The 19,825-nt window shown below is 42.2% G+C and carries 15 protein-coding genes; 12 read left to right on the forward strand and 3 right to left on the reverse strand.

The genetic code is table 11. The features are described 5' to 3' along the window. Positions 1–69: 69 nt before the first annotated feature. From DFP79_RS02050 to DFP79_RS02060, 3 genes are all read left to right on the forward strand, one after another. Complete coding sequence (locus DFP79_RS02050) at positions 70–1,968, forward strand: motility associated factor glycosyltransferase family protein (RefSeq protein ID WP_133502297.1); 1,899 nt, start codon at positions 70–72, stop codon at positions 1,966–1,968. Beyond that, a complete protein-coding gene (locus DFP79_RS17950; RefSeq protein ID WP_208111382.1) occupies positions 1,958–2,881 on the forward strand; it encodes a hypothetical protein in 924 nt (307 codons plus the stop codon). Before DFP79_RS02050 ends, DFP79_RS17950 begins: the two co-directional genes overlap by 11 nt. Before the next feature lie 81 nt (positions 2,882–2,962). After that, entirely contained in the window at positions 2,963–3,835 is an 873-nt protein-coding gene (locus DFP79_RS02060) for a DMT family transporter (RefSeq protein ID WP_133502298.1), read from the forward strand. A gap of 92 nt (positions 3,836–3,927) precedes the next feature. On the opposite strand, the gene DFP79_RS02065 is transcribed toward DFP79_RS02060, so the two are convergent. Next, positions 3,928–5,016 carry an ABC transporter substrate-binding protein gene (locus DFP79_RS02065; protein ID WP_133502299.1) on the reverse strand — a complete coding sequence of 363 codons (1,089 nt, stop codon included), beginning with the start codon at positions 5,014–5,016 and terminating at the stop codon, positions 3,928–3,930. A 175-nt stretch (positions 5,017–5,191) separates the two neighbouring features. Between DFP79_RS02065 and DFP79_RS02070 the strand changes: the two genes are divergently transcribed. The 5 genes from DFP79_RS02070 to DFP79_RS02090 all read left to right on the forward strand — a co-directional run bounded on the left by DFP79_RS02070 (position 5,192) and on the right by DFP79_RS02090 (position 9,984). Further along, on the forward strand, positions 5,192–6,286 hold the full coding sequence (locus tag DFP79_RS02070; RefSeq protein ID WP_133502300.1) for an ABC transporter substrate-binding protein: 1,095 nt from the start codon (positions 5,192–5,194) through the stop codon (positions 6,284–6,286). A 65-nt stretch (positions 6,287–6,351) separates the two neighbouring features. Beyond that, positions 6,352–7,407 carry a FecCD family ABC transporter permease gene (locus tag DFP79_RS02075; RefSeq protein ID WP_133502301.1) on the forward strand — a complete coding sequence of 352 codons (1,056 nt, stop codon included), beginning with the start codon at positions 6,352–6,354 and terminating at the stop codon, positions 7,405–7,407. Positions 7,408–7,412: 5 nt separating this feature from the next. Continuing rightward, positions 7,413–8,270, forward strand: a complete 858-nt coding sequence (locus tag DFP79_RS02080) for an ABC transporter ATP-binding protein (protein WP_133502302.1) — start codon at positions 7,413–7,415, stop codon at positions 8,268–8,270. Further along, the gene (locus tag DFP79_RS02085) at positions 8,260–8,712 is read left to right on the forward strand and encodes a plastocyanin/azurin family copper-binding protein (protein WP_243730173.1); all 453 of its coding nucleotides are present in this window, start codon (positions 8,260–8,262) and stop codon (positions 8,710–8,712) included. Before DFP79_RS02080 ends, DFP79_RS02085 begins: the two co-directional genes overlap by 11 nt. Before the next feature lie 45 nt (positions 8,713–8,757). Further along, positions 8,758–9,984: an MFS transporter gene (locus DFP79_RS02090; RefSeq protein WP_133502303.1), complete on the forward strand. Its 1,227-nt coding sequence runs from the start codon at positions 8,758–8,760 to the stop codon at positions 9,982–9,984. 16 nt (positions 9,985–10,000) lie between these two features. Here the strand turns inward: DFP79_RS02090 and DFP79_RS02095 are convergent, their stop codons facing one another. Further along, the gene (locus tag DFP79_RS02095) at positions 10,001–11,368 is read right to left on the reverse strand and encodes a sensor histidine kinase (protein ID WP_166637621.1); all 1,368 of its coding nucleotides are present in this window, start codon (positions 11,366–11,368) and stop codon (positions 10,001–10,003) included. A gap of 7 nt (positions 11,369–11,375) precedes the next feature. Beyond that, complete coding sequence (locus DFP79_RS02100; protein ID WP_133502305.1) at positions 11,376–12,938, reverse strand: HD domain-containing phosphohydrolase; 1,563 nt, start codon at positions 12,936–12,938, stop codon at positions 11,376–11,378. Between the two features lie 414 nt (positions 12,939–13,352). On the opposite strand from DFP79_RS02100, the gene DFP79_RS02105 reads away from it, so the two are divergent. From DFP79_RS02105 to DFP79_RS02120, 4 genes are all read left to right on the forward strand, one after another. Beyond that, the gene (locus tag DFP79_RS02105; RefSeq protein WP_133502306.1) at positions 13,353–15,896 is read left to right on the forward strand and encodes an ExeM/NucH family extracellular endonuclease; all 2,544 of its coding nucleotides are present in this window, start codon (positions 13,353–13,355) and stop codon (positions 15,894–15,896) included. A gap of 135 nt (positions 15,897–16,031) precedes the next feature. Then, on the forward strand, positions 16,032–17,396 hold the full coding sequence (yegD, locus tag DFP79_RS02110; protein ID WP_133502307.1) for a molecular chaperone: 1,365 nt from the start codon (positions 16,032–16,034) through the stop codon (positions 17,394–17,396). Between the two features lie 314 nt (positions 17,397–17,710). Then, entirely contained in the window at positions 17,711–18,280 is a 570-nt protein-coding gene (locus tag DFP79_RS02115) for an outer membrane beta-barrel protein (RefSeq protein WP_133502308.1), read from the forward strand. A 292-nt stretch (positions 18,281–18,572) separates the two neighbouring features. Then, positions 18,573–19,649, forward strand: coding sequence for an FUSC family protein (locus tag DFP79_RS02120; RefSeq protein ID WP_133502309.1), 1,077 nt, complete (start codon positions 18,573–18,575; stop codon positions 19,647–19,649). The last annotated feature ends 176 nt before the right edge of the window (positions 19,650–19,825 follow it).

Raw genomic sequence — 19,825 nt, forward strand, 5'->3', positions numbered from 1 at the left:
CAGTTAACTGGAAATGTTAGTAAGTCATAGATGTTATTGATTTTTATTAGGGATGCGTAAGGATGCATTATGGGAAATTATTTTTCTGAGAACATCGAGTTTTTGGGATCTTTTGTGCCTTATTTGGCAAAGCAATATCGAGCGTATAAACCTCAAAAAATCCATGTAGATGATCAATATGAAGATGATTTAATTGTAAACGGGCGTCCCTTTTATGGAGGTAATGCTCGCTCAGCATGTGTATCGCAAGTTGAGGTGTTCAAAAAGCACCCTACTCACCATTCTGTTTCCTATCGGTCACAGCCTCAAGCAAAAAACGTACATCAAAAAGTAATAAACTCTTTGAATGATGCTGCAAGTGATTTGGATCATCGTTCAAAAGGCAAGCCTTACGAGGCTTCATTATTTATCTTAGGTGTCGGCTTAGGTTTTCATATTGACGCGCTAATACAAGGGGAAAACTACCCTCATATTATCTTAGTTGAGCCCGACTTTGATATATTTTATCACTTTTTGCATTCAGTTCGTTTAGTTGAATTACATGAATACTGTGAAGCTCGCGGTGGCCAATTGATAATACTTCAACCTGAAAGTTTAAGAGACTTCTCAGTAAAGGTGTCTTCATTATCTAAAAAGGTTGGTATAAAAATATTGAGTGAAATATCTGTTTTTAGACACTATGAAACAGATTTAATAGATGAAATTTATTGCGGGTTTCGATCACTAAGACATGATTGGTTGTCTGCGTGGGGTTTTTTTGATGATGAGATTATTGGCCTAAAGCATTCCTTAGAAAATTTAAGTGAGAGCAGGTTTGCTGTGAATGAGTGTAAAAGACTCGATTCAGAGGCTGTTTTTCTTGTTATTGGCAATGGCCCGTCGTTAGACTCGGATTTAGATGAAATTAGATTTAAACGAGAGCAATTTGTGGTCGTCAGTTGTGGGACGTCTGTTGGAGCACTTTTACGAGCAGGTATAGAGCCAGACATACATGTTGAAATGGAGCGGAGTCTGTTTACGGCTTCCGTGCAATCTCCTTGGTTTGATGACGAGTTTTGTGCCAGGACTTTACTCATTGCTTTGAACACCGTGCCTTCGTCGGTTATAAAAAAATTTCCAAACTCTATTTTATTCGCCAAGAACGGCGATGTTGGATCAACGTTTCTTAATAAGTGTTTAGGCAATGATTGGCACTACCTTCCAAACTGTAATCCAACTGTTACGAATCTAGCTGTTTCAGCACTTGCTCGTTTAGGTGTTAGAAAAATTGCGCTTTTAGGGTGCGATTACGGTTTTCGGAAGTTAAATCACCATCATTCAACCAAGTCAGACTATTTTAGCGACAAGAGTGTACTAAAAGGTGCACGCTACGAATCTGAAGTGGTTGTTAGGGATAATCACGGGAACGGTATCCACTCGACACGAATATTTAATCAGGCAAGAAAAAAAATAGAGAGCGTTATTAGTGAATGCACCGCGACAACGTTTATTAATTGCTCAGATGGCGCAAAAATTAATGGAGCGGAATTCCAAATATTTTCGGATGTTAGATCCACGGAATTTTCGTTTGGTAAAATACGCAATCACTTTTTTGCAAACTTAACGTCATATGATAACGACATACAGTCGGGGTTGTTTCAAGGTCTTGAATATTTGATTGGTGTCGCTGAGCGGCAAAAACAAATATTTTCAATTAATCATGGCACTCTTAAGACTTCTTCAATACTTAATGACTTGTTTACGCATGCTATTTTAGAGTTGGAAAAACAAAATAATCAATTTGGTGAATACGTTTTATATAGTGGTATAAATAAGTATCTTTCGGCTGCCTCATCAGGGCACCTGTGCAGGATGCCTGAGCATAATCGTTCCAGTTATGTTCAGGTAGTGTTAGACGAAGTGAGTCTAATGTGGGATGAAATAGGAAAAGAGCTAAGAGCTATAAAGGAGCAATTTAATGAAGTTTAGTGTTAAGTCTGCGTTGCCTGTTGCCTTACTAGCGGTCGGAGCTGTTGGTAAAATAGAGCGTTCGTTTGCGGATAGCTTTGAATTCCAAGGTGATGGCCCGTTAACATACAATGCAATTAGCGTATCTAATGGAGCGTGGGGATCGTCTGATAGCTATGATTCAGGCGACAGCTATGACTCAGGCGGTGGCTATGATTCAGGCGATAGCTATGACTCAGGCGGTGGCTATGATTCAGGCGACAGCTATGACTCAGGCGGTGGCTATGATTCAGGCGACAGCTATGACTCAGGCGGTGGCTATGATTCAGGCGATAGCTATGACTCAGGCGGTGGCTATGATTCAGGCGATAGCTATGATTCAGGCGACAGCTATGACTCAGGCGGTGGCTATGATTCAGGCGACAGCTATGACTCAGGCGGTGGCTATGATTCAGGCGATAGCTATGATTCTGGTGACAGCTATGATTCTGGAGATAGTGGTTGCTCTTCAGCAGTTTGCAACGACGACCCTAAAATCGAATATGGAGTCTACGTAATATCGAGAGACTTTGTTAAGGACGGGTCAGTTGATTTGTGGTCAAGTGTTCAAGATACTTTGTGTGTTAAGCGTTTTAACGATGAAGTAATCATTGCACAGTCTGTTAATAGTTTCTCATATCCGTATGTAGCGACAGGAAAAATCGCTTCAGATGGTAAGATAAAACTTAAGTTGTCGGATGATCCTAATGTTGAGGGAGATTACGTTTCTACTATTAGGTTTAAACAAGACCGCCATAACCCATATGGACAATGGAAGGGACGCTGGAAAAACCATGTAACAGGTGGTGATGTCGTTGTAACGGTCTACAATGATGTCGACGGCTATGGTTATTATAGCTCTTATGGATGTAGCTATTATTTAGGCGTAAAATAAAGTTTTTTGAATTTTGGGTATAGCTGAAAAGGGGAGGTTTTAGAACCTCCCCTTTTTTATTGACAAATAATTTGGGGTTTTATGCGACGTTTGCGCAGCAATTATGTCATCGTTTTTCTCGTACTTTGTGCTTTCGCTCTGAACTCAATTTTGTGTCGGTTTGCTTTGAGCCATACGAGCTTAGATCCGATGTCATTTACTACCCTTCGACTTGTGTCTGGGGCGGCAGTATTGGTTGTGTTGTTAACACTACTGAACAATCGAGAAACGGTAGGATGTTTTGAGATACAAGAGTTTAGAACGGAGTGGTTCACACCTTTATCTCTTTTAGTTTATGCGGCGGGTTTCTCCTATGCGTATGTGTCGTTACCTGCGGGTATGGGTGCGTTATTGCTGTTTGGTGCTGTTCAGTTTTCAATGATTTGCTACGGGCTTTATTCAGGAGAAAGGCTGAATACTATTCAGTGGATCGGATTGTTGGTCGCTGTAGTCGGTGTTTTAGTGTTGTTTTTACCCGGTGCAACGGCTCCTAGTCTTTGGGGGAGTGTGCTAATGGTGACTGCAGGAATCGGTTGGGCGTTTTATACTGTTCGTGGAAAAGGGGCATCTAAGCCTGTCAGAGCAACCGGAAGTCATTTTGTAAAAGCGAGCGTAATTTCTCTATTGATTTCAATTGTTTTAAGTTCGGAAATTCGTTGGGATGGGGCGGGCGCGTTGTACGCTGTTCTTGCAGGTGGAGTGACTTCGGGTTTGGGCTACGCGTTATGGTATTTTGTATTGCCTTCTATCAAAGTAGCGACTGCCGCTACCTTGCAGCTTAGTGTTCCCGTTATTGCGATTATAATGGGGTTACTGTTTTTAGAAGAGCAGGCGACACTGCACTTGTTTTTGTCCTGTATAACCATTCTAGGCGGTATTTTTCTTTACATTTTTTCGGGTATGAGAACACGCTAAAGAAGGCGACTCAACCTGATAATTTGGATAAGCCGCATTTTTTATTTTCGTTTCTAGAAGCTGTTAGTCTATACCCTATTCTTAATCCAGTGCTATTGAGGCATTAATGTAAAGGTGCCTTTAGGAGTTACTGGAAGGTACTTTTTATAAAAATCTAAATACGCGTCTTCCGGGTTGAGATCAGCAAATACCGTGGGATACATGGCTTTGGCAAATAATTGGATCATTGCACCGTCCAGTATTGTTCGGCATGCTCCGTGATATGCTCCAAATAGGCGATTGTTTTTTATCGCCGATAGATTCGACCAGCCTAGTCGATCTTTAAAGCCTTCTAGTCTGAGTCTTGCTGATTTTTCAGAAACACCTTGCCCCATTATCATACCGTCGCTGCCGCTTGCTGATTCGTATCCAGTCATAATGATTACATCAGGATTTGCTGCGATTACTTGTTCAGGGTTTAATTTTCCCCACCATTCAATATACGGTGCTGAAATGTTGTCTCCCCCAGCCATTGTAGAGATGGCACCCCACATATTTTTCCCAAATGTATAGCCCATTTCATCAACACCAGCTGCACCGTATTCTGCATATACTTTTGGCTTAGGTAGGTTGTTTTCTTCTAGGCGATTTTGGATCATTTCCAAGTTCGCTTTGTATTCTTTTACGATTTTGGCAGCTCTTTCTTCTTGGCCTGTAATTGTGCCTATGATCTCTGTGCTCTTACTGTGGCGCGCTAATGTCTGCGCATTGAAGTCAACGACCACAACAGGTACGCCAGCGGATTCAATTCTTCGAACTTCCGATCCCAGCGCTTTATATTGCCAATCTGCAAGTAATAGGATATCGGGTTTTAGGCTGAGTACTTGTTCGATTGAAAAGGCTTGAGAACCAATTTTTCCGATTGCAGGAATATCATTCAGCGATGGGCGATGTTCAACATACATTTCCCAGTTTGCTGGACGGGCTTGCCATATGTATTTAGAGAGACCAACCACGTTGTCATAAGCCGCCTCCGTTCCGATTGCCATATAGTCTTCAGGGTAAAAGCCAACAATGACCCGTTTTGCAGGAGCGTTAAATGTGACACTACGATCTAGCACGTCGAGAATAGTAATGTCTTTCGCCCAACTGATGTTGATCTGGAGTAGCACGATTAGGCTTAGGAGGAGGTGTCTATACATTGAGAGAGTACCGTTTAATGAATTGAAGTTATATGATAATCATTATTAAATAATATTGAAAATCAATATTTTGTTGATTCATAATAATTTTCGAGTAGTATTCTCAAAAAATATTACATGGTACAGACCAAATTTTTGGGATATCCCGTCTTAATACTCTTGGAAGGAGAAAAATATGCAGTTTGGTAAATGGTTAGCGGCGTCTACGATTTCTGTTATGTGCACGGTTACAGCACAGGCCGAAGTGATTCAGGATGTTTTGGATCGTAAAGTGGATGTTGACCTTCCTGCAGAGCGAGTAGTGTTGGGTTTTTACGCAGAAGATTACATGGCAATTGGTACGGAAGCGGCTTTTGATAAAGTTGTCGGCATTTCTCGTGATACTTGGGAAGCGTGGCGACCTGCAAGCTGGAAGCTTTACACAGATTACCGTCCTTCATTGAAAGATATTCCTGATGTTGGTGAAGTTGAGTCACAAACCTTTTCTATTGAAAAAGTACTCAGCCTGAAACCAAGCGTTGTCGTGTTGGCCGATTGGCAATACAAAGGTTTGGGAATGGATGTAGACCGTCTAGAAGATGCAGGCGTCCCAGTTATTGTGGTTGATTACAATGCTCAAACTCTTGAGCGTCATCTTAAAAGTACTGAGATATTAGGCGAATTAACAGGCCAAGAAGATCGCGCGAAGCAAATCTCAGAAGAATATGAAAACACGATTGTATCTGCCCAGAAGCGCATTGCAGACGCACACCTTCCAAAGCCTCGCGCTTATGTCGAGTTCGGCAAAAAAGGGCCTGATCAGTACAGCTTTACATACGGTAAAAACATGTGGGGCGCAATGCTAACGGCAATGGGCGGCGATAATATCGCTGCACCTTTTGTTGAATGGTGGGGGCCGATGAATCCTGAACAGGTTATCGCTTCAAAACCAGAAGTGGTATTTATCTCTGGAACGGAATCTGGCGTTAAAGGGAAAGCAATGGTTATGGGACAGGGAATCGACCAAAAAATATCGGTGGAAAGACTAAAAGGTTTTGCAAATCGTGCTGGTTGGTCTGAAATGCCTGCAGTAAAAAATGAAAATTTTCATGGAATATACCAAGGCGCATCTCGCTCAATTTTAGACGCTTCAATGGCTCAATACATTGCAAAGTCTCTTTATCCTAAGCTGTTCGAAGATGTAAACCCTCAGCAAGGTTACTTGGACTTCTATAAAAAGTATCTCCCTGTTGCTCCTACGGGAACATTTGCTATCTCGATTACGGAGTAATGGGTGCTATGTGATTGATACTCATTTATAATCGAAAATTAATCACATTAACTCAGATAAAATTTATGCATTCACAATCTATTTCGAGTGCAATACAAGACCAGCGGCGAAGTGAAAAGCGCCGCTGGTTTGTTATTTGTATACTCTTCATTATTCTTGCCTTTTCTTTTGTTCTCGATGTTGCGACAGGTCCTTCGATGCTTGGTGTTGTTGAGGTGTCTCGCGCCCTTATGCAGTTCTTTGGTTTACCAGCGAAGGTGGACGTAACGACACTCGTGATCGTAACCGAATTGAGATTGCCTATTGCTATTATGGCGGTCATTGTCGGTGGCGTATTAGGAGTAGGCGGAGCAGAAATGCAAACTTTGCTAAACAATCCGATGGCCAGCCCATATACGTTGGGAATGGCGGCTGCAGCAGGTTTTGGCGCTGCCTTAATGCTTTACATCGGATCCTTAGGTTTAAGTTCAAATGTAGCGGTTCCTATTGGGGCCTTTGTTTGCTGTATGTTGGCAGCGTGTTTGTTGTTTGCATTGGCAACAATGCGTCACATTACATCAGGGCAACTCATTTTAGCCGGTATCGCGTTACTCTTTTTATTCCAGTCAATGTTGTCTCTTGTGCAATTTATTGCCTCGCCCGAGTTAAGTCAGCAAATCTTGTTTTGGCTGTTTGGAAGTCTTTCAAAAAGCAGTTGGACGAATCTTGCGATTGTCGCAAGTGTGACGGTTGTCAGTATGGCGTTGCTAATGAACGATGCGTGGCGTTTGACAGCCTTAAGGTTGGGTGAAGAACGAGCAAAAAGCCTAGGAGTAAATGTAAACAGTCTAAGGCTTAGAACATTGTTTATCGTCGCGGTCATGACAGCGACTGTAACTAGCTTCGTTGGGATCATCGGCTTTATTGGCATTGTCGCACCCAATATAGCGCGAATATTGGTCGGAGAGGATCAGCGTTTCTTTTTACCGCTGTCTTTTATCATTGGATCATTTTTGCTTTCCAGCGCTTCAGTCCTATCTAAGGTCATCGTTCCCGGCGCTTTATTTCCCATTGGAATCGTGACGGCCATTATAGGCGTTCCATTTTTCTTTTGGCTCATCATTGGCAGGCGTCGTCGGTAATTCCTATGAATCAGAAAATAATAGAACAAAGCCTTTGTGTGAAGAATCTACATGTGAAAATTGATCAGCTTGAGCTGGCAAAGGGCATGTCATTTGATCTTCATCCAGGCGAAGTAACCGTTATTATCGGACCAAATGGGACGGGAAAGAGTACTCTTTTAAAGACCTTATTCGGTGACATCAATAGACAACAGGGTGATATCTGTTTTGGTGAAACAAGCTTAAATAAAAAATGGTTGAGTAAGTGGCGTAAACACTTTGGTTATATGCCTCAGGACATCCATTTAGACATTGAACTGAGTGTGCTTGAAGTTGTTTTATTAGGGCAGCTTGATGCACTCAGTTTGCGTTTGAATGAATCCATGGTCAGTGAAGCATTGTATGCGTTGGAGCAGATAGGTTTATTGCACCTTGCGGATCGCCCAGTGAACGCCTTGAGTGGTGGTCAGTGTCAGATGATATTGTTTGCTCAAGCGATGATGCGAAAACCGAGTATCTTAATGTTGGACGAACCTGTCAGCGCATTGGATTTACACTTTCAGCAAGTGCTTCTTGATCACCTTGATAGGAAAACTAAAGAAAATCGTTGGATATCCTTGATGGTGTTGCATGATCTTAACTTGGCTGCACAGTATGCGGACAAATTACTTGTTGTGAAAGACGGTCTCATCGTTTCTCACGGTGCGCCAAAGACGGTTCTTACACCCGAGCTTGTCAAAGATGTATATGGTGTCGATGCGGAAGTCACAGTGGATGGGCAAGGTATTCCCTTTATTCGTACAAGACGCTCTTCTTATAAGCAAGAGCCGGATAACGTAAAGACGAAATTGAAGAAAGAAACAGGAGTTTCAAGTGTATTTTAGATGTATCACTAAAGCAGTTATCGTGGCGTTTGGCGTTGTGCTGTCAACCTTAAGTGTCGCAGAAGAAATTAAAATCGAAATGCTTAACTACGGAAAAGATGGCGGGATGGTTTTTCAGCCTTCTTTCGTTAAGGCGGAGGTTGGGGACGTGATTACTTTCGTACCGACGCATGCTGGGCATTATGCACAATCTTATATTACACCAACAGAGCAATCTGGCTGGAAGACTAAAATGAATGAACCGTTTTCATTAGAGCTTTCACATGAAGGGTTACATCTGTATTATTGCCCGCCCCATTTGATGATGGGAATGGTAGGAATGATTCAAGTAGGTCAACCTACGAACCTCGAACTTGTAAAAACAAAAGTGGGCCGCTTGAAGTCTAAAGTCGCACTTAAACCTGAACGTGTCGATGCATTAATGCAGCAAATTCAAGAGTGATAGTGTTCTGACCTTCAAGGCCAAGATTTGATAGATTAGGCGTTGATGGTTTTAAAAAAATTCTTATATGATTGGCGTGACCTCACTCCCGCAGGTCGCGTTCTTATTCTTAACGGTTTTACGTTTAATCTTGGTTTCTATATGCTTTTGCCATATTTGGCGAATCATTTAGAAAATACCATTGGATTAAGCGGCTGGTATGTTGGTTTAATTATTGGGCTTCGTGTCCTAAGTCAGCAAGGTATGTTCTTGGTGGGTGGAACACTGGGCGACTACCTAGGCTATAAACGATTAATACTGCTAGGCTGTCTTGTTCGTGTGTTCGGCTTTGCTTTGCTCGGAGTCGGGCAAGATATTGTTGTATTGGTTATCGGAGCCATTTTATCCGGTCTCGCAGGCGCTTTATTTACGCCTAGCAGCCAAGCGTATCTGGCGTATGAGTACCCCACTCAGGAACACCGAGATCGCGTCTTTGCCTTACAAAGTTTTAGCACGGTTACAGGTATGCTCCTCGGGCCAATTATTGGGTTGTTGTTGGTGGCCTACAGCTTTGCTTGGATCGGGTTGATTTCCGCAGGTTTATTCTTCATTTTATTTTGGGTGCAAAAGCACTTTCTTCCGGATATTCCTGAACAAAGCGGTAATCATAAGCAGAGTGGCTCATTTTTTCAGCATTGGCTAAGTATGCTAAATCAGCCGATTTTTATGACATTTGTACTCGCGGCATCGGTTTATCAAGTTCTATTCCATCAACTTTATATCGTGATACCTCACGAAGTCACGTCGAGACATTTTGATGTTTCTGTCATAACGTGGACATTCATGACCACCTCGATTATGGGGGTGGTTTTGCAGCTGCCCGTTAGTCATTGGATTTCTAAAAATTTAGACACGGGCAAAGCCATGGGGATGGGTCTGGCCATAATGGGCAGTGCTTTTTTGTGTTTATCACTTCCAATAGCGGATCATTCGGCGATACCTTTTGTTGTGTGTGCAATGGTATTTAGTCTTGGCTCTATGATGGTATTTCCACTTATTGGCTCTTATCTTCCTAATTTTGCAGGGGAAAATGAACTAGGGCGATACTACGGATTGTACTCTTGCGTCGGCGGTATTTTTGCATTTATCGGTAATGTCACGACAGGCTGGCTGCTTTCGAGCTCGTCTATCGATCATATTTGGATTTGGACAGGGATGATGTTCATGGGAGGCGTTGCGGGTATTACTCTTTATTGGGTTGTCTCCACCGAATTTAAAACGGCTACGGTGTAGCCGTTTCCGACGCTACTTAATTAAATTCCTCCGTTAATGTAATGGGCAAGCGTATTTGGAAGTGCGCTCCCAGTGAGGCGTCCTGCTCAATCACACGGATTTCCCCTGCCAATTTCTGTGATACAAGATTATAAATAACGGAAAGTCCTAACCCTGAACCACCATTAGACCTGTTTGTAGTAAAGAACGGTGTAAAGATGTTTTTTGCAATACTGTCGCTGATTCCCACTCCATTGTCCTGATAATCGATCACAAAATCTTTCCCCTGAACAAACACTTTTATAAAAATAAGATTGTGTCGTTGGTTAGATGCTTGGAATCCGTGAATACAGGTATTGTTGACTAGGTTTGTCAGTATCTGATCGATCGATTCTGAATAAGTGGTGACATAAAGCGCATCGGGTATATCAAGAACGAACTCGACTTGATGAGGCTCGTAGATTGGAGTGAGGCTGGCAATGATAGAATCGATTAAGGTCTTTAGTTCTAATGTGACGAGTACCCTGTGACTTTGATCTGCGGATGTTTGTTTAAACTCATGGATTAGCGTTGCCGCTCGTCGCATATTCACTTCTGCAATGTCGTGAGCGGATAGGGCGTGCTCGATGAAGCTCATAAATGTTGGCTCATCTAATGTGCCTGAATCGTACGACGTCTTCAGCTTGTGTATTTCCTCGCCTAATATCGACAATGATGTGATAGCAACGCCAAGAGGCGTGTTTACTTCATGGGCAACTCCACAAACGAGTTGCCCCAACGCCGCCATTTTTTCTGACTCGACGAGGTGTCCTTGCGCCGTTTGTAGATCTTCAAGCGTCTTTTTCAGCTCTTGATTACGTTTTAAAACGGTTTGTTGGAGATCCAAATTGGCGTTTTTTAACGCATGTTGAAGCTTATTATTTTGTGTTGCGAGAATCGCTCTGCCAAATAAATTTGCAAGGGCGCTAGTGAACGGAATGGATTTTTCGTCAAACCCTGCTTGATGGTTTTGTCGCCTTCCTTGTAAGAAGCCGACGATGCTTCCTTTATGATATATCGGAGTGTAAATAACGGAGTGGTTGATTAAGTCTACATTAGAGACCCAATAGGCGCTTGTTGCTTGTTTAGAATTTAGAACAAGGTAAGCGTTGCTGCCTAACTCTTGGAATAGAATCTTAACTTGCATTTCATCCATCGCGGAGAAATGATTAATCGATTTCTCATGCATGTCTAATATAAATGAACACACCATGCTGCCATTGTCATCTAATAGCCAAATGCTGCCGTCTTTTAGATACATTGCTTTAACAAACGCTTGTAATACCGCTTTTGAGGCTTCGTGGATATTACCCGAATCGATAGACGAGTTTCTAAGCAGTTCTATTAGGTACTTTTGATACTTCATTTTAGCGCTATTCCTTCGGATCTGGGAACTGGTCACGAATACGCATAATTTCATCAAAATTTTGGATGACTAAATGACAAAGCTCAGGGTCAAAATGGCGCCCTTTTTGTTCATCTAAGAACGTCGATATCTCGTCGCTACTCCATGCCTTTTTATATGAACGATTTGAACCGAGCGCATCTATAACGTCTGCAATGGCCATAATTCGTCCTTCTAAAGGGATATCCTCGCCACTTGTGCCATTTGGGTAGCCCGATCCATCCCATTTTTCGTGATGAGCGATGGATACCATTGCGCCCATTCTAGGCAAGCCGTGTTTGGATCGGCTCAGTAATTTATACCCAATAGTCGGATGAGATCGCATAATATGCCATTCTTCATCTGTTAATTTGTCTGGCTTATGAAGGATACTTTCAGGAATGCCGATTTTCCCTAGGTCATGCATTGGAGCAGCATGTTTAATCATGTGAACGTGTTTTTCTGGTAAACCAATAAGGCTGCCAATGAACTCACAAATATGTGCGACACGTCGAACGTGAGCCCCAGTTTCTTTTGAGCGCTCTTCGATCGCTTCACTGAGCATAAGCATCAGTTCTTCCTGCACGTTCTCTACTTCGCGTTTTGCACAGATTTTTTCAAATGCTAAGGCGATGTTGGTCGTAAATAGAGGCAACAACCGCGATCGATTTTTGGTTAGTGGCTTGGGAAAGTTTACATGGACGATCACATGGCTGAACTCATCGGTTGAGACTTGATGAGTGACATACGTATCACCACGTTCTAGAACAGTTTGGTGAGCTTGAGGTGATCCATTATTTTGCTCAAATTGCGAAAGAGTTTCAGCGAGTTCGTCGACACTCTGACCCTGCTGAATGGAATCGTTTGAAACATAAAATTGAGTGACAGATTTTTCTGCATATGGAACATAAGCATGAAAACTAATGCCTAAATTTAACTGACTTTGCTTTAGAAATGAGCTGATTTCTTCCTGAGCTTTACGCAAAAATGCGTTGACGTTAGAGTGTGCTAGGACGCTGCTACAGGATTCGAGCATATGTTCGACTTTTCTTTGATTGCTCGATATGGCCATAAGGTCTCGATAGGATCGTAACGAAGCTAAAATAGTGGTTTTTAGCCGAGACGCTGTCATGTCTGTTTTATGTTTGTAATCGTTAATTTCGTATTGATGAATAACGGTTTCTTCAGGGGCTTGGCCTGGCTGCCCTGTTCTCAATACTAAGCGGATATGAGCGTTTTTTTGCTCCTCTCTAATCCACTTTACTAAATCTAAACCAGCGCTATCTGTTTCCATAACAACATCGACTAAAGCGAGAGCGATGTCATTGTGTTCATTTAAAATCGTACGTGCTTCTAATCCTGAATTAGCTTCTAGAATTTGAATAGGTGCATTTTCAAAAAAAAGGTCTTTTACGGCCATTTTTGAGACGGAGATTACATCTTTCTCATCGTCTATAAGAAGCACTTTCCAAGGCCTCATCGTAGAAACTAACGAGTTAGTTTCCGATTTTTTGGGGTTGCTGTGTGCAGCAGCAAAGAGCGAGTTTTTCATATCGGAATCGGCCTTCTTTCGAAATTATATCTCATATAATTTAATCACATATTATGCATTTATTATGCATAAATATGTGTTCTCAGTGTGTAGAAGCACAATAAAGGTATTTTTAGACCCCAAATTACATTCGCTTCCCCAAAAGAATAGCAGTGCGTTAAGGAAATAAGGGAAGAACTTAACGTCGTCATGAATCCTTCATCGCGTTGTCATACCCATTTCTTACGATATTTGAGTAATTGTTGACCAAATGGATAAGAATTTGGTATGACTATACGGTATTACAGAATATTATTGTTATGCCTGAGTCGTTAGTGCGAGGAGGGAATTGCACGTTAGTGACAATTTTCAAACAAAAACCGCTTGCTGAAAAAAACAAACTAAATATCGGTAAGCAAACGCAGGAACTTTGAAATGAACACATTAACCAAAGCATTGATAAGTGCTTCGGGACTGACATTGGCGTCAGTATCGCATGCACAGCTCGTTATCAGTGAATATGTCGAAGGAAGCGGCTATAACAAAGCACTTGAGCTTTACAATTCAGGGACAGACTCTGTTTCACTATCAGAATATGAATTGATTCGTTATGTGAACGGAAGTACAACAAGCTCCTACAGCATCAGTTTGGGAGAAGACTCTATTTTAGCAGGCGCGACTTACATTCTTGTTGAGAATAAAAGTAATACCGACGATGCTCTTAAGGCAAAAGCCGATCGAATTACGTCTTTAAACTTTAACGGTAACGATCCTATTGCTTTGAAAAAGGATGACGTTGTTGTTGATTTCTTCGGGGATTATTCCGGATCAAATTTTGCGAAAGATAAAACCTACGCTCGCACCGATTTGACGCTACTGGCTGACGGGGAGTGGCGTGCGGATTCATGGAATGTTTTGGCGAAAAATGATTTTTCGGGTTTAGGTATTGCCCCCGATGGCACGGTAACTGAGCCTGTGGTGTTCAGTTGTGAAGGTCAGTCTTTAACACCTATATACAGCATTCAAGGGAGCGGAGAAGTCAGCCCTTTGACAGGCGAAGACGTGTATACGACCGGGATTGTTACGCAAATCGTTTCGAGTTTGTATAAAGGCGTATTCATCCAAGATTCGATTGGCGACGGTGACAATACAACGTCGGACGGACTGTTTGTATTCAGCTCTAATATACCTTCGGATGTCGAGGTTGGAGATGAAATTTGTGTTCTTGGTAATGTAAAAGAGTATTACAACTTAACCGAGCTGGTATTGAAGGACGACAGTGTTGAAGTCTTATCAAAAGGCAATGTTGTTGCCTCAACACCGATGGAGTTATCAGGTGATGCGCTATTGCATGATCAACTGGAAAAGTACGAAGGCATGCTGGTTTCGACTACGGACAGCGAGCTGGTCGTGACTCGTCCATTTAGCTTCGATTATGACTCATACCGTAACAATATGGTTTTGAGTTACCAATCTCCATTGTATAAGTCGACTCATTTGTACATCGCAGGTTCCGAAGAGGAGCAACAACTTGCGCAGGACAATATGAAAGGCGCGCTGTTTGTTGATACGGATGCGAAAGCACCTAACGGAGTTGTCCCATATTTCTCTGATTTTAACGCAGAGGATGGCTACATTCGTATCGGTGATGAAGTGCAAAATCTCGAAGGTGTGATCAGTTACAGCTATTCACAATATCGACTCATTCCAACTGCGGATGAAAATCTAGCCAAATCAGATTTTGAACATACTTTTACCGATCGTACTGGGTATGGTCCTGAATTGTCGCAGCAAGGGGATCTTCGAATTGCGAGCTTCAATGTTCTCAACTTGTTTAACTCACCGTTTAACGGTGCAGAAAACCCATTTGGCGATAATCGCGGTGCGGAGTCTTTGGAAGACTACAACTTGCAGTTAACGAAAATTGCGACGGCAATCAGTTTACTGGACGCCGACATTGTCGGGTTGATGGAAATTGAGAACAATGGGTTTGATGAAAACAGTGCAATAGCAGCCCTTGTTGACGCGATTAATACGACGCAATCAGCCAGCGCAGCGCCTTATGAGTTCATCAAAGCTGATGCCGGGTATGTTGGATCTGATGCCATTGCTGTGGGTTTGATTTACCGTCCGAGCGTTGTGAAGCCTAAGAAAACCCCTGTCTTGATTGAAATGCCAGAGCAACATGGCCTAGATGCAGACGGGAACCAGTTTGATAAATATCAGCGTACCGCATTGTTACAGACGTTTAAACACAGACGTTCTAGAGAGCGCATTTCGGTTGTAGTTAACCACTTTAAATCGAAAGGTTCTGGTTGTATTGAAGATTCCAATGCGCAAGCAGCGGGTCCACAAAGTAACTGTAACGCTTTTCGTGTATCGGCTGCGGTTGCTTTGGGTGATTATTTAGAGCGTAATGTGCGCGGTAAGGTCATGATCCTGGGTGATTTGAACTCCTATGGAAAAGAAGACCCTATTCGCGTATTAACGAATTACAACGCTTTCTCTCCAGAGTTTCCTATTTACACGGCTGAGCAAGCAACGCTTAACGGCGCTCAAATTAATAACGGCGACTCAGTAGAAGTCACACGTAATTACGGCTTTACTAATCTGGTTCCTCATTTTCAAGGCGATAAAGCATTCTCATATACTTACAACGGCGAGCTAGGTGGTTTAGATCACGCTTTGGCAAACTGGCAACTTATGAAGCATGTTGTTGATGCGGACGATTGGCATATAAACTCAGCCGAATCTAATTTACTTGAATACTCTAGCGAGTTTACGGGTGATTTGGCTAAATCGAACAATGCTTACTCGTCTTCTGATCACGATCCCGTTGTTGTTGAGCTAAGAATGAGTCATTGGAAGCCTTGGCATGGTGGGCACCACCGCCCATGGCATTTAGGGCACCTATTTGGATATTCAAATCATAATTCGAATTGGTACCACCAACCAATGAGATGGGGCTGGTGGAGATAGCACCTTAAATCTCCTCGGTTGTATTTGAAGTCGAATATGAACGATACAAAGGGCTGCCGACGGTAGCCCTTTCTTTTTTTTGCCAATATGGTAAATTCCGCGCCCCTTCAAAATTGATTTTAAAAGAGGTAAGGCATGTATTGTGGTTTTGACTATGGAACATCTAATTGTGCGATGGGTGTTTTTGAGAACAATGAACCTCAGCTCATTCCTCTTGAGGGCGAAAAAGTGTTTTTGCCGTCTGCATTGTATGCGTTTAGCCGCGACTTTATTACAGAGGGCGTTGCTAAGTCTATTCAAGATGAGATTGCTCGACGTTCATACATTGAAAGTCGAAAGGCTATTCTGACTCGTGCTCAACGGGTACGAAGAGAAGAAGATTATCAGGCAGACGACCAAGTTGTGTTTTATGGTCGAGAAGCGTTTTCTGAGTACTACAGTTACCCAGATGAAGGGTACTTTATCAAATCACCAAAATCATTTTTGGGTGGATCTGGGCTTCGAAACGAGCATATTCGCTTTTTTGAAGACATCGTTACATTAATGATGTTGAAGGTGAAGCGCGCCGTCGAAATTAAAACAGGTAAAACTCTCACTCAAACGGTCATTGGGCGTCCTGTAAACTTCCAAGGAATTGATGCAGAAGCGAGTAATAAGCAGGCATTAGATATCTTGATGGTGGCTGCAAAAAGAGTCGGCTTCCAAGACGTCGAATTCCTATTTGAGCCGATTGCCGCAGGTATGGATTTTGAACGTCGGCTGGAAACGGATCAAACCGTATTGGTTGTCGACATTGGCGGTGGAACGACGGACTGCGCCGTGGTTAGGATGGGGCCAAGCTATCGTGAGAAATTGGATCGTACGGGAGATTTCTTAGCACATACTGGTGAACGAGTGGGCGGGAATGATTTGGATATACAGCTTGCAGGCAAAGAATTTATGCCTCTTTTTGGTATGGGCGCACCGCTAAAAACAGGCCTTCCTATGCCGACACAGCTTTTCTGGAACGCCGTGACTACCAACGATGTGTCAGCTCAGACAATATTCAACAGCTTAGAGACAAAAAAACAAATTGATGAGCTGAGATTGGATACCACCACCCCAGCACTAATAGATCGCTTCGCACATTTGAGAGAGCACAAACATAATTTCCATCTGGTGCGAAATTCTGAAGAAGCCAAAATCAACTTGTCAGAGATGAGTGAGACGCAAATTCCGTTAGATTACATAGAGAAGGCTCTGTCGCTCACAGTATCTCGTGATCAATTGGGAGCGGCCATTACGCCACCGCTTGAAAAAATGATGCAGTTAATGTCGAGTGCGATCGAAGAGGCTGGAGAAAAACCGGATGTCATTTACATTACAGGTGGTTCAGCAAAGTCTCCTATTATTCAGCAACAAATACGTGAGCGAATTGGTGATATTCCTGTTCTTGATGGGGATCACTTTGGCAGTGTCGCGTCAGGCTTAACTGTTTGGGCTGCAAAAATCTACAAATGACTGATTTAAGTGTAATTCTTCTTTTTTACAGCTGAGAAAGGCTGTTTAAGTCTATTTTTAATTTCTATAGAGAGAAAGGTTATAGTTCGGGCGCCGCAACTCCCGTCCGTAAACGTCGCATAAAAATGTCCACGATCTGTTTTTGTCAGCAAAACGTAATTTTCACACTGGTCTCCTCTTGACTAGTTGTACCTTAAACTATCTAATTGATATCTGATATTTTTTATTAGCGAAATGGCTTTATTGCTCTAGAAAATTTCATTGTGGGATAAAGGCATTTATTTGAGTATTTAAGGATATAGATAAGGAAACGTATGAAAAAGTTAACTTCAATTTTGTTGTGCAGTATTTCGGCAATGCCTGTGTTTGCTTCAGAGTCTCTTCAACTTGGTATTGGTTATTCCTCTTTAAGTGTCTTGGATTCACGTAGTCAAATTGATTACACGGATACTGTTGATTCAGTCCACTTAGCTGCAAAATACGTTTTCAACGATAACGTTGCAGTATCAGGAATGTACCGTATTGCTAGTGATTCTGAATGTGAAACTTCTTTTGATACGGACTGTACTGATCCAGCATTTGAAGTTAGTGGTATCGATATAAATGTTCTCCTTGGTGCTAACTTAGATAACAAGCGTGCGTTATATGGTTATACAGGCCTAGGTATATATTCTGAAACATGGGATTACAACAATGGCCAAGTGGAAGATACATTTAGAGGCCTTCAGATCCCTTTTGGCATAGGTTACAATTTTGGGGTAGTAGCGCTTGAAGCTGAATATTTGATGAGACTGACAGGTGATTACGAAAACGGGCTCTCAAATTATTTCTCAGACGATATTTCAGCTGGTTTGTTCTCTGCTAGGGCGTTGGTTAGCTTTTAATAGTACACTGATTGACGTATCGATTTTATTTAGACAGCATAAAGGCTCTTTCTCAAGAGCCTTTTTTATATCAGATATAGTTATGGATACGAAGACGTTTACTTATTTAAGTGAAAATTTTTTACCTACTATAGGAGCAAATTACTTTCTTCTTTTAGGATATCTAAAAGGTATTTGTATTTTTTAAGTTATATACAGTGGTAGTTATTAGAGTCTTTTATCCGAGATATAGAACTTTGTTTATAGGGGTTCATCATCCACTATATTATGCTTTAACTATAAGGGGAGTGTTGTGTTATCCAAAGTAGGCCAACTCCTTAAAGAGCTATCAAGCATTAACAAAATAAAGCGGCCGTGGCACCTGCCTTTGGTTGCGGCGTTTTGTGTTGGGCTACCCGCCATGATTGGTGCGGCTCTGGAGCAATTCCCACAAGGCATGTTAGCCAGTTTGGGGGCAATGGTCGTTCTTTATATGCCTCAAACCCGAACCGCTCATCGTATTGTGACTCTCAGTTTATGCTGCTTTGGGTTCATTTTTTGTTTTATGGTGGGCTCTTTGTCAACGGTCGTCAGTTGGCTGCCTCCGTTTGCTTTGTCGCTTACTTTGTTTCTCGTGGTTGTCATGTCACGCTATTATCGTCTGCCGCCACCGGGTAGTTTTTTCTTTGTTGTGGTTACAACAATCTCGATAGCATTGCCGTTTGATTTGCCATCTTTGCCCAACAATATTGGGTTGTTGGCAATAGGGGGCATGACGTCATGCATCGTTTGTTTTATTTACAGCTTGATGACAGGGGCCAATGCTCTCCCCAAAACCGATGTTCAACTTGATGAAAGAGTCAATGCAATTGTCTTGGAGGCTTTGTTTGTTTCCTGTTTTGTAGGTGGTTCCTATGGACTGGCATTGGCACTTGCGCTAAATAACCCATATTGGGTGCCAATATCGTGCGCGGCGATTTTGCAAGGTGCGACGTTTAGGCAAATCTGGCATAGGAATGTTCACCGGATACTTGGAACCTTAGTCGGTATGTTGCTCGTATCCGCTATCTTCTTTTTCCAACCGAATGCTTGGGTGTTGGCATTTTTGATCTTCGTTTTACAATTTATTATTGAACTGCTTATTGTAAAAAATTATGGCTATGCAGTGATATTTATTACACCTCTAACTGTGATTATGGCGGAGGTTACTAATGCGCAAATCTCTCCAGTATTGCTTCTTGAATCTCGTATTTTTGACATTGTTTTAGGCAGTGCTATCGGATTCGTTGGCGGCGCTATTTTTTTTAAAACTCAATGGCTTGCCGCTCTTGAAAAGAAAATGAACGAACGTAAATCACTTTCTCATCTGCTCTCTAGAAAGAATCACTAGTCATTGCTTTATCGCTTAATTTCACACATGTCATAATTGTCATTTAACTGTCACCGGACTGTCATTGATGCTCTGTACATTTACTTCGTCTTTGAGGAAAACACTAACCTCAAGCAGTTGATGGGCTTTGTCTGGTAACGAAGCTCTACTGACAATAACTGTGGCTTTGAGTGGTA

Source organism: Marinomonas balearica (genome assembly GCF_004362145.1).
In the GTDB taxonomy this organism is placed as follows: domain Bacteria; phylum Pseudomonadota; class Gammaproteobacteria; order Pseudomonadales; family Marinomonadaceae; genus Marinomonas; species Marinomonas balearica.

Coding starts and splice junctions, on each gene's coding strand:
- DFP79_RS02050 (WP_133502297.1), top strand. CDS start 70: ATGGGAAATTATTTTTCTGAGAACATCGAGTTTTTGGGATCTTTTGTG.
- DFP79_RS17950 (WP_208111382.1), top strand. CDS start 1,958: ATGAAGTTTAGTGTTAAGTCTGCGTTGCCTGTTGCCTTACTAGCGGTC.
- DFP79_RS02060 (WP_133502298.1), top strand. CDS start 2,963: ATGCGACGTTTGCGCAGCAATTATGTCATCGTTTTTCTCGTACTTTGT.
- DFP79_RS02065 (WP_133502299.1), bottom strand. CDS start 5,016: ATGTATAGACACCTCCTCCTAAGCCTAATCGTGCTACTCCAGATCAAC.
- DFP79_RS02070 (WP_133502300.1), top strand. CDS start 5,192: ATGCAGTTTGGTAAATGGTTAGCGGCGTCTACGATTTCTGTTATGTGC.
- DFP79_RS02075 (WP_133502301.1), top strand. CDS start 6,352: ATGCATTCACAATCTATTTCGAGTGCAATACAAGACCAGCGGCGAAGT.
- DFP79_RS02080 (WP_133502302.1), top strand. CDS start 7,413: ATGAATCAGAAAATAATAGAACAAAGCCTTTGTGTGAAGAATCTACAT.
- DFP79_RS02090 (WP_133502303.1), top strand. CDS start 8,758: ATGGTTTTAAAAAAATTCTTATATGATTGGCGTGACCTCACTCCCGCA.
- DFP79_RS02095 (WP_166637621.1), bottom strand. CDS start 11,368: ATGAAGTATCAAAAGTACCTAATAGAACTGCTTAGAAACTCGTCTATC.
- DFP79_RS02100 (WP_133502305.1), bottom strand. CDS start 12,938: ATGAAAAACTCGCTCTTTGCTGCTGCACACAGCAACCCCAAAAAATCG.
- DFP79_RS02105 (WP_133502306.1), top strand. CDS start 13,353: ATGAACACATTAACCAAAGCATTGATAAGTGCTTCGGGACTGACATTG.
- yegD (WP_133502307.1), top strand. CDS start 16,032: ATGTATTGTGGTTTTGACTATGGAACATCTAATTGTGCGATGGGTGTT.
- DFP79_RS02115 (WP_133502308.1), top strand. CDS start 17,711: ATGAAAAAGTTAACTTCAATTTTGTTGTGCAGTATTTCGGCAATGCCT.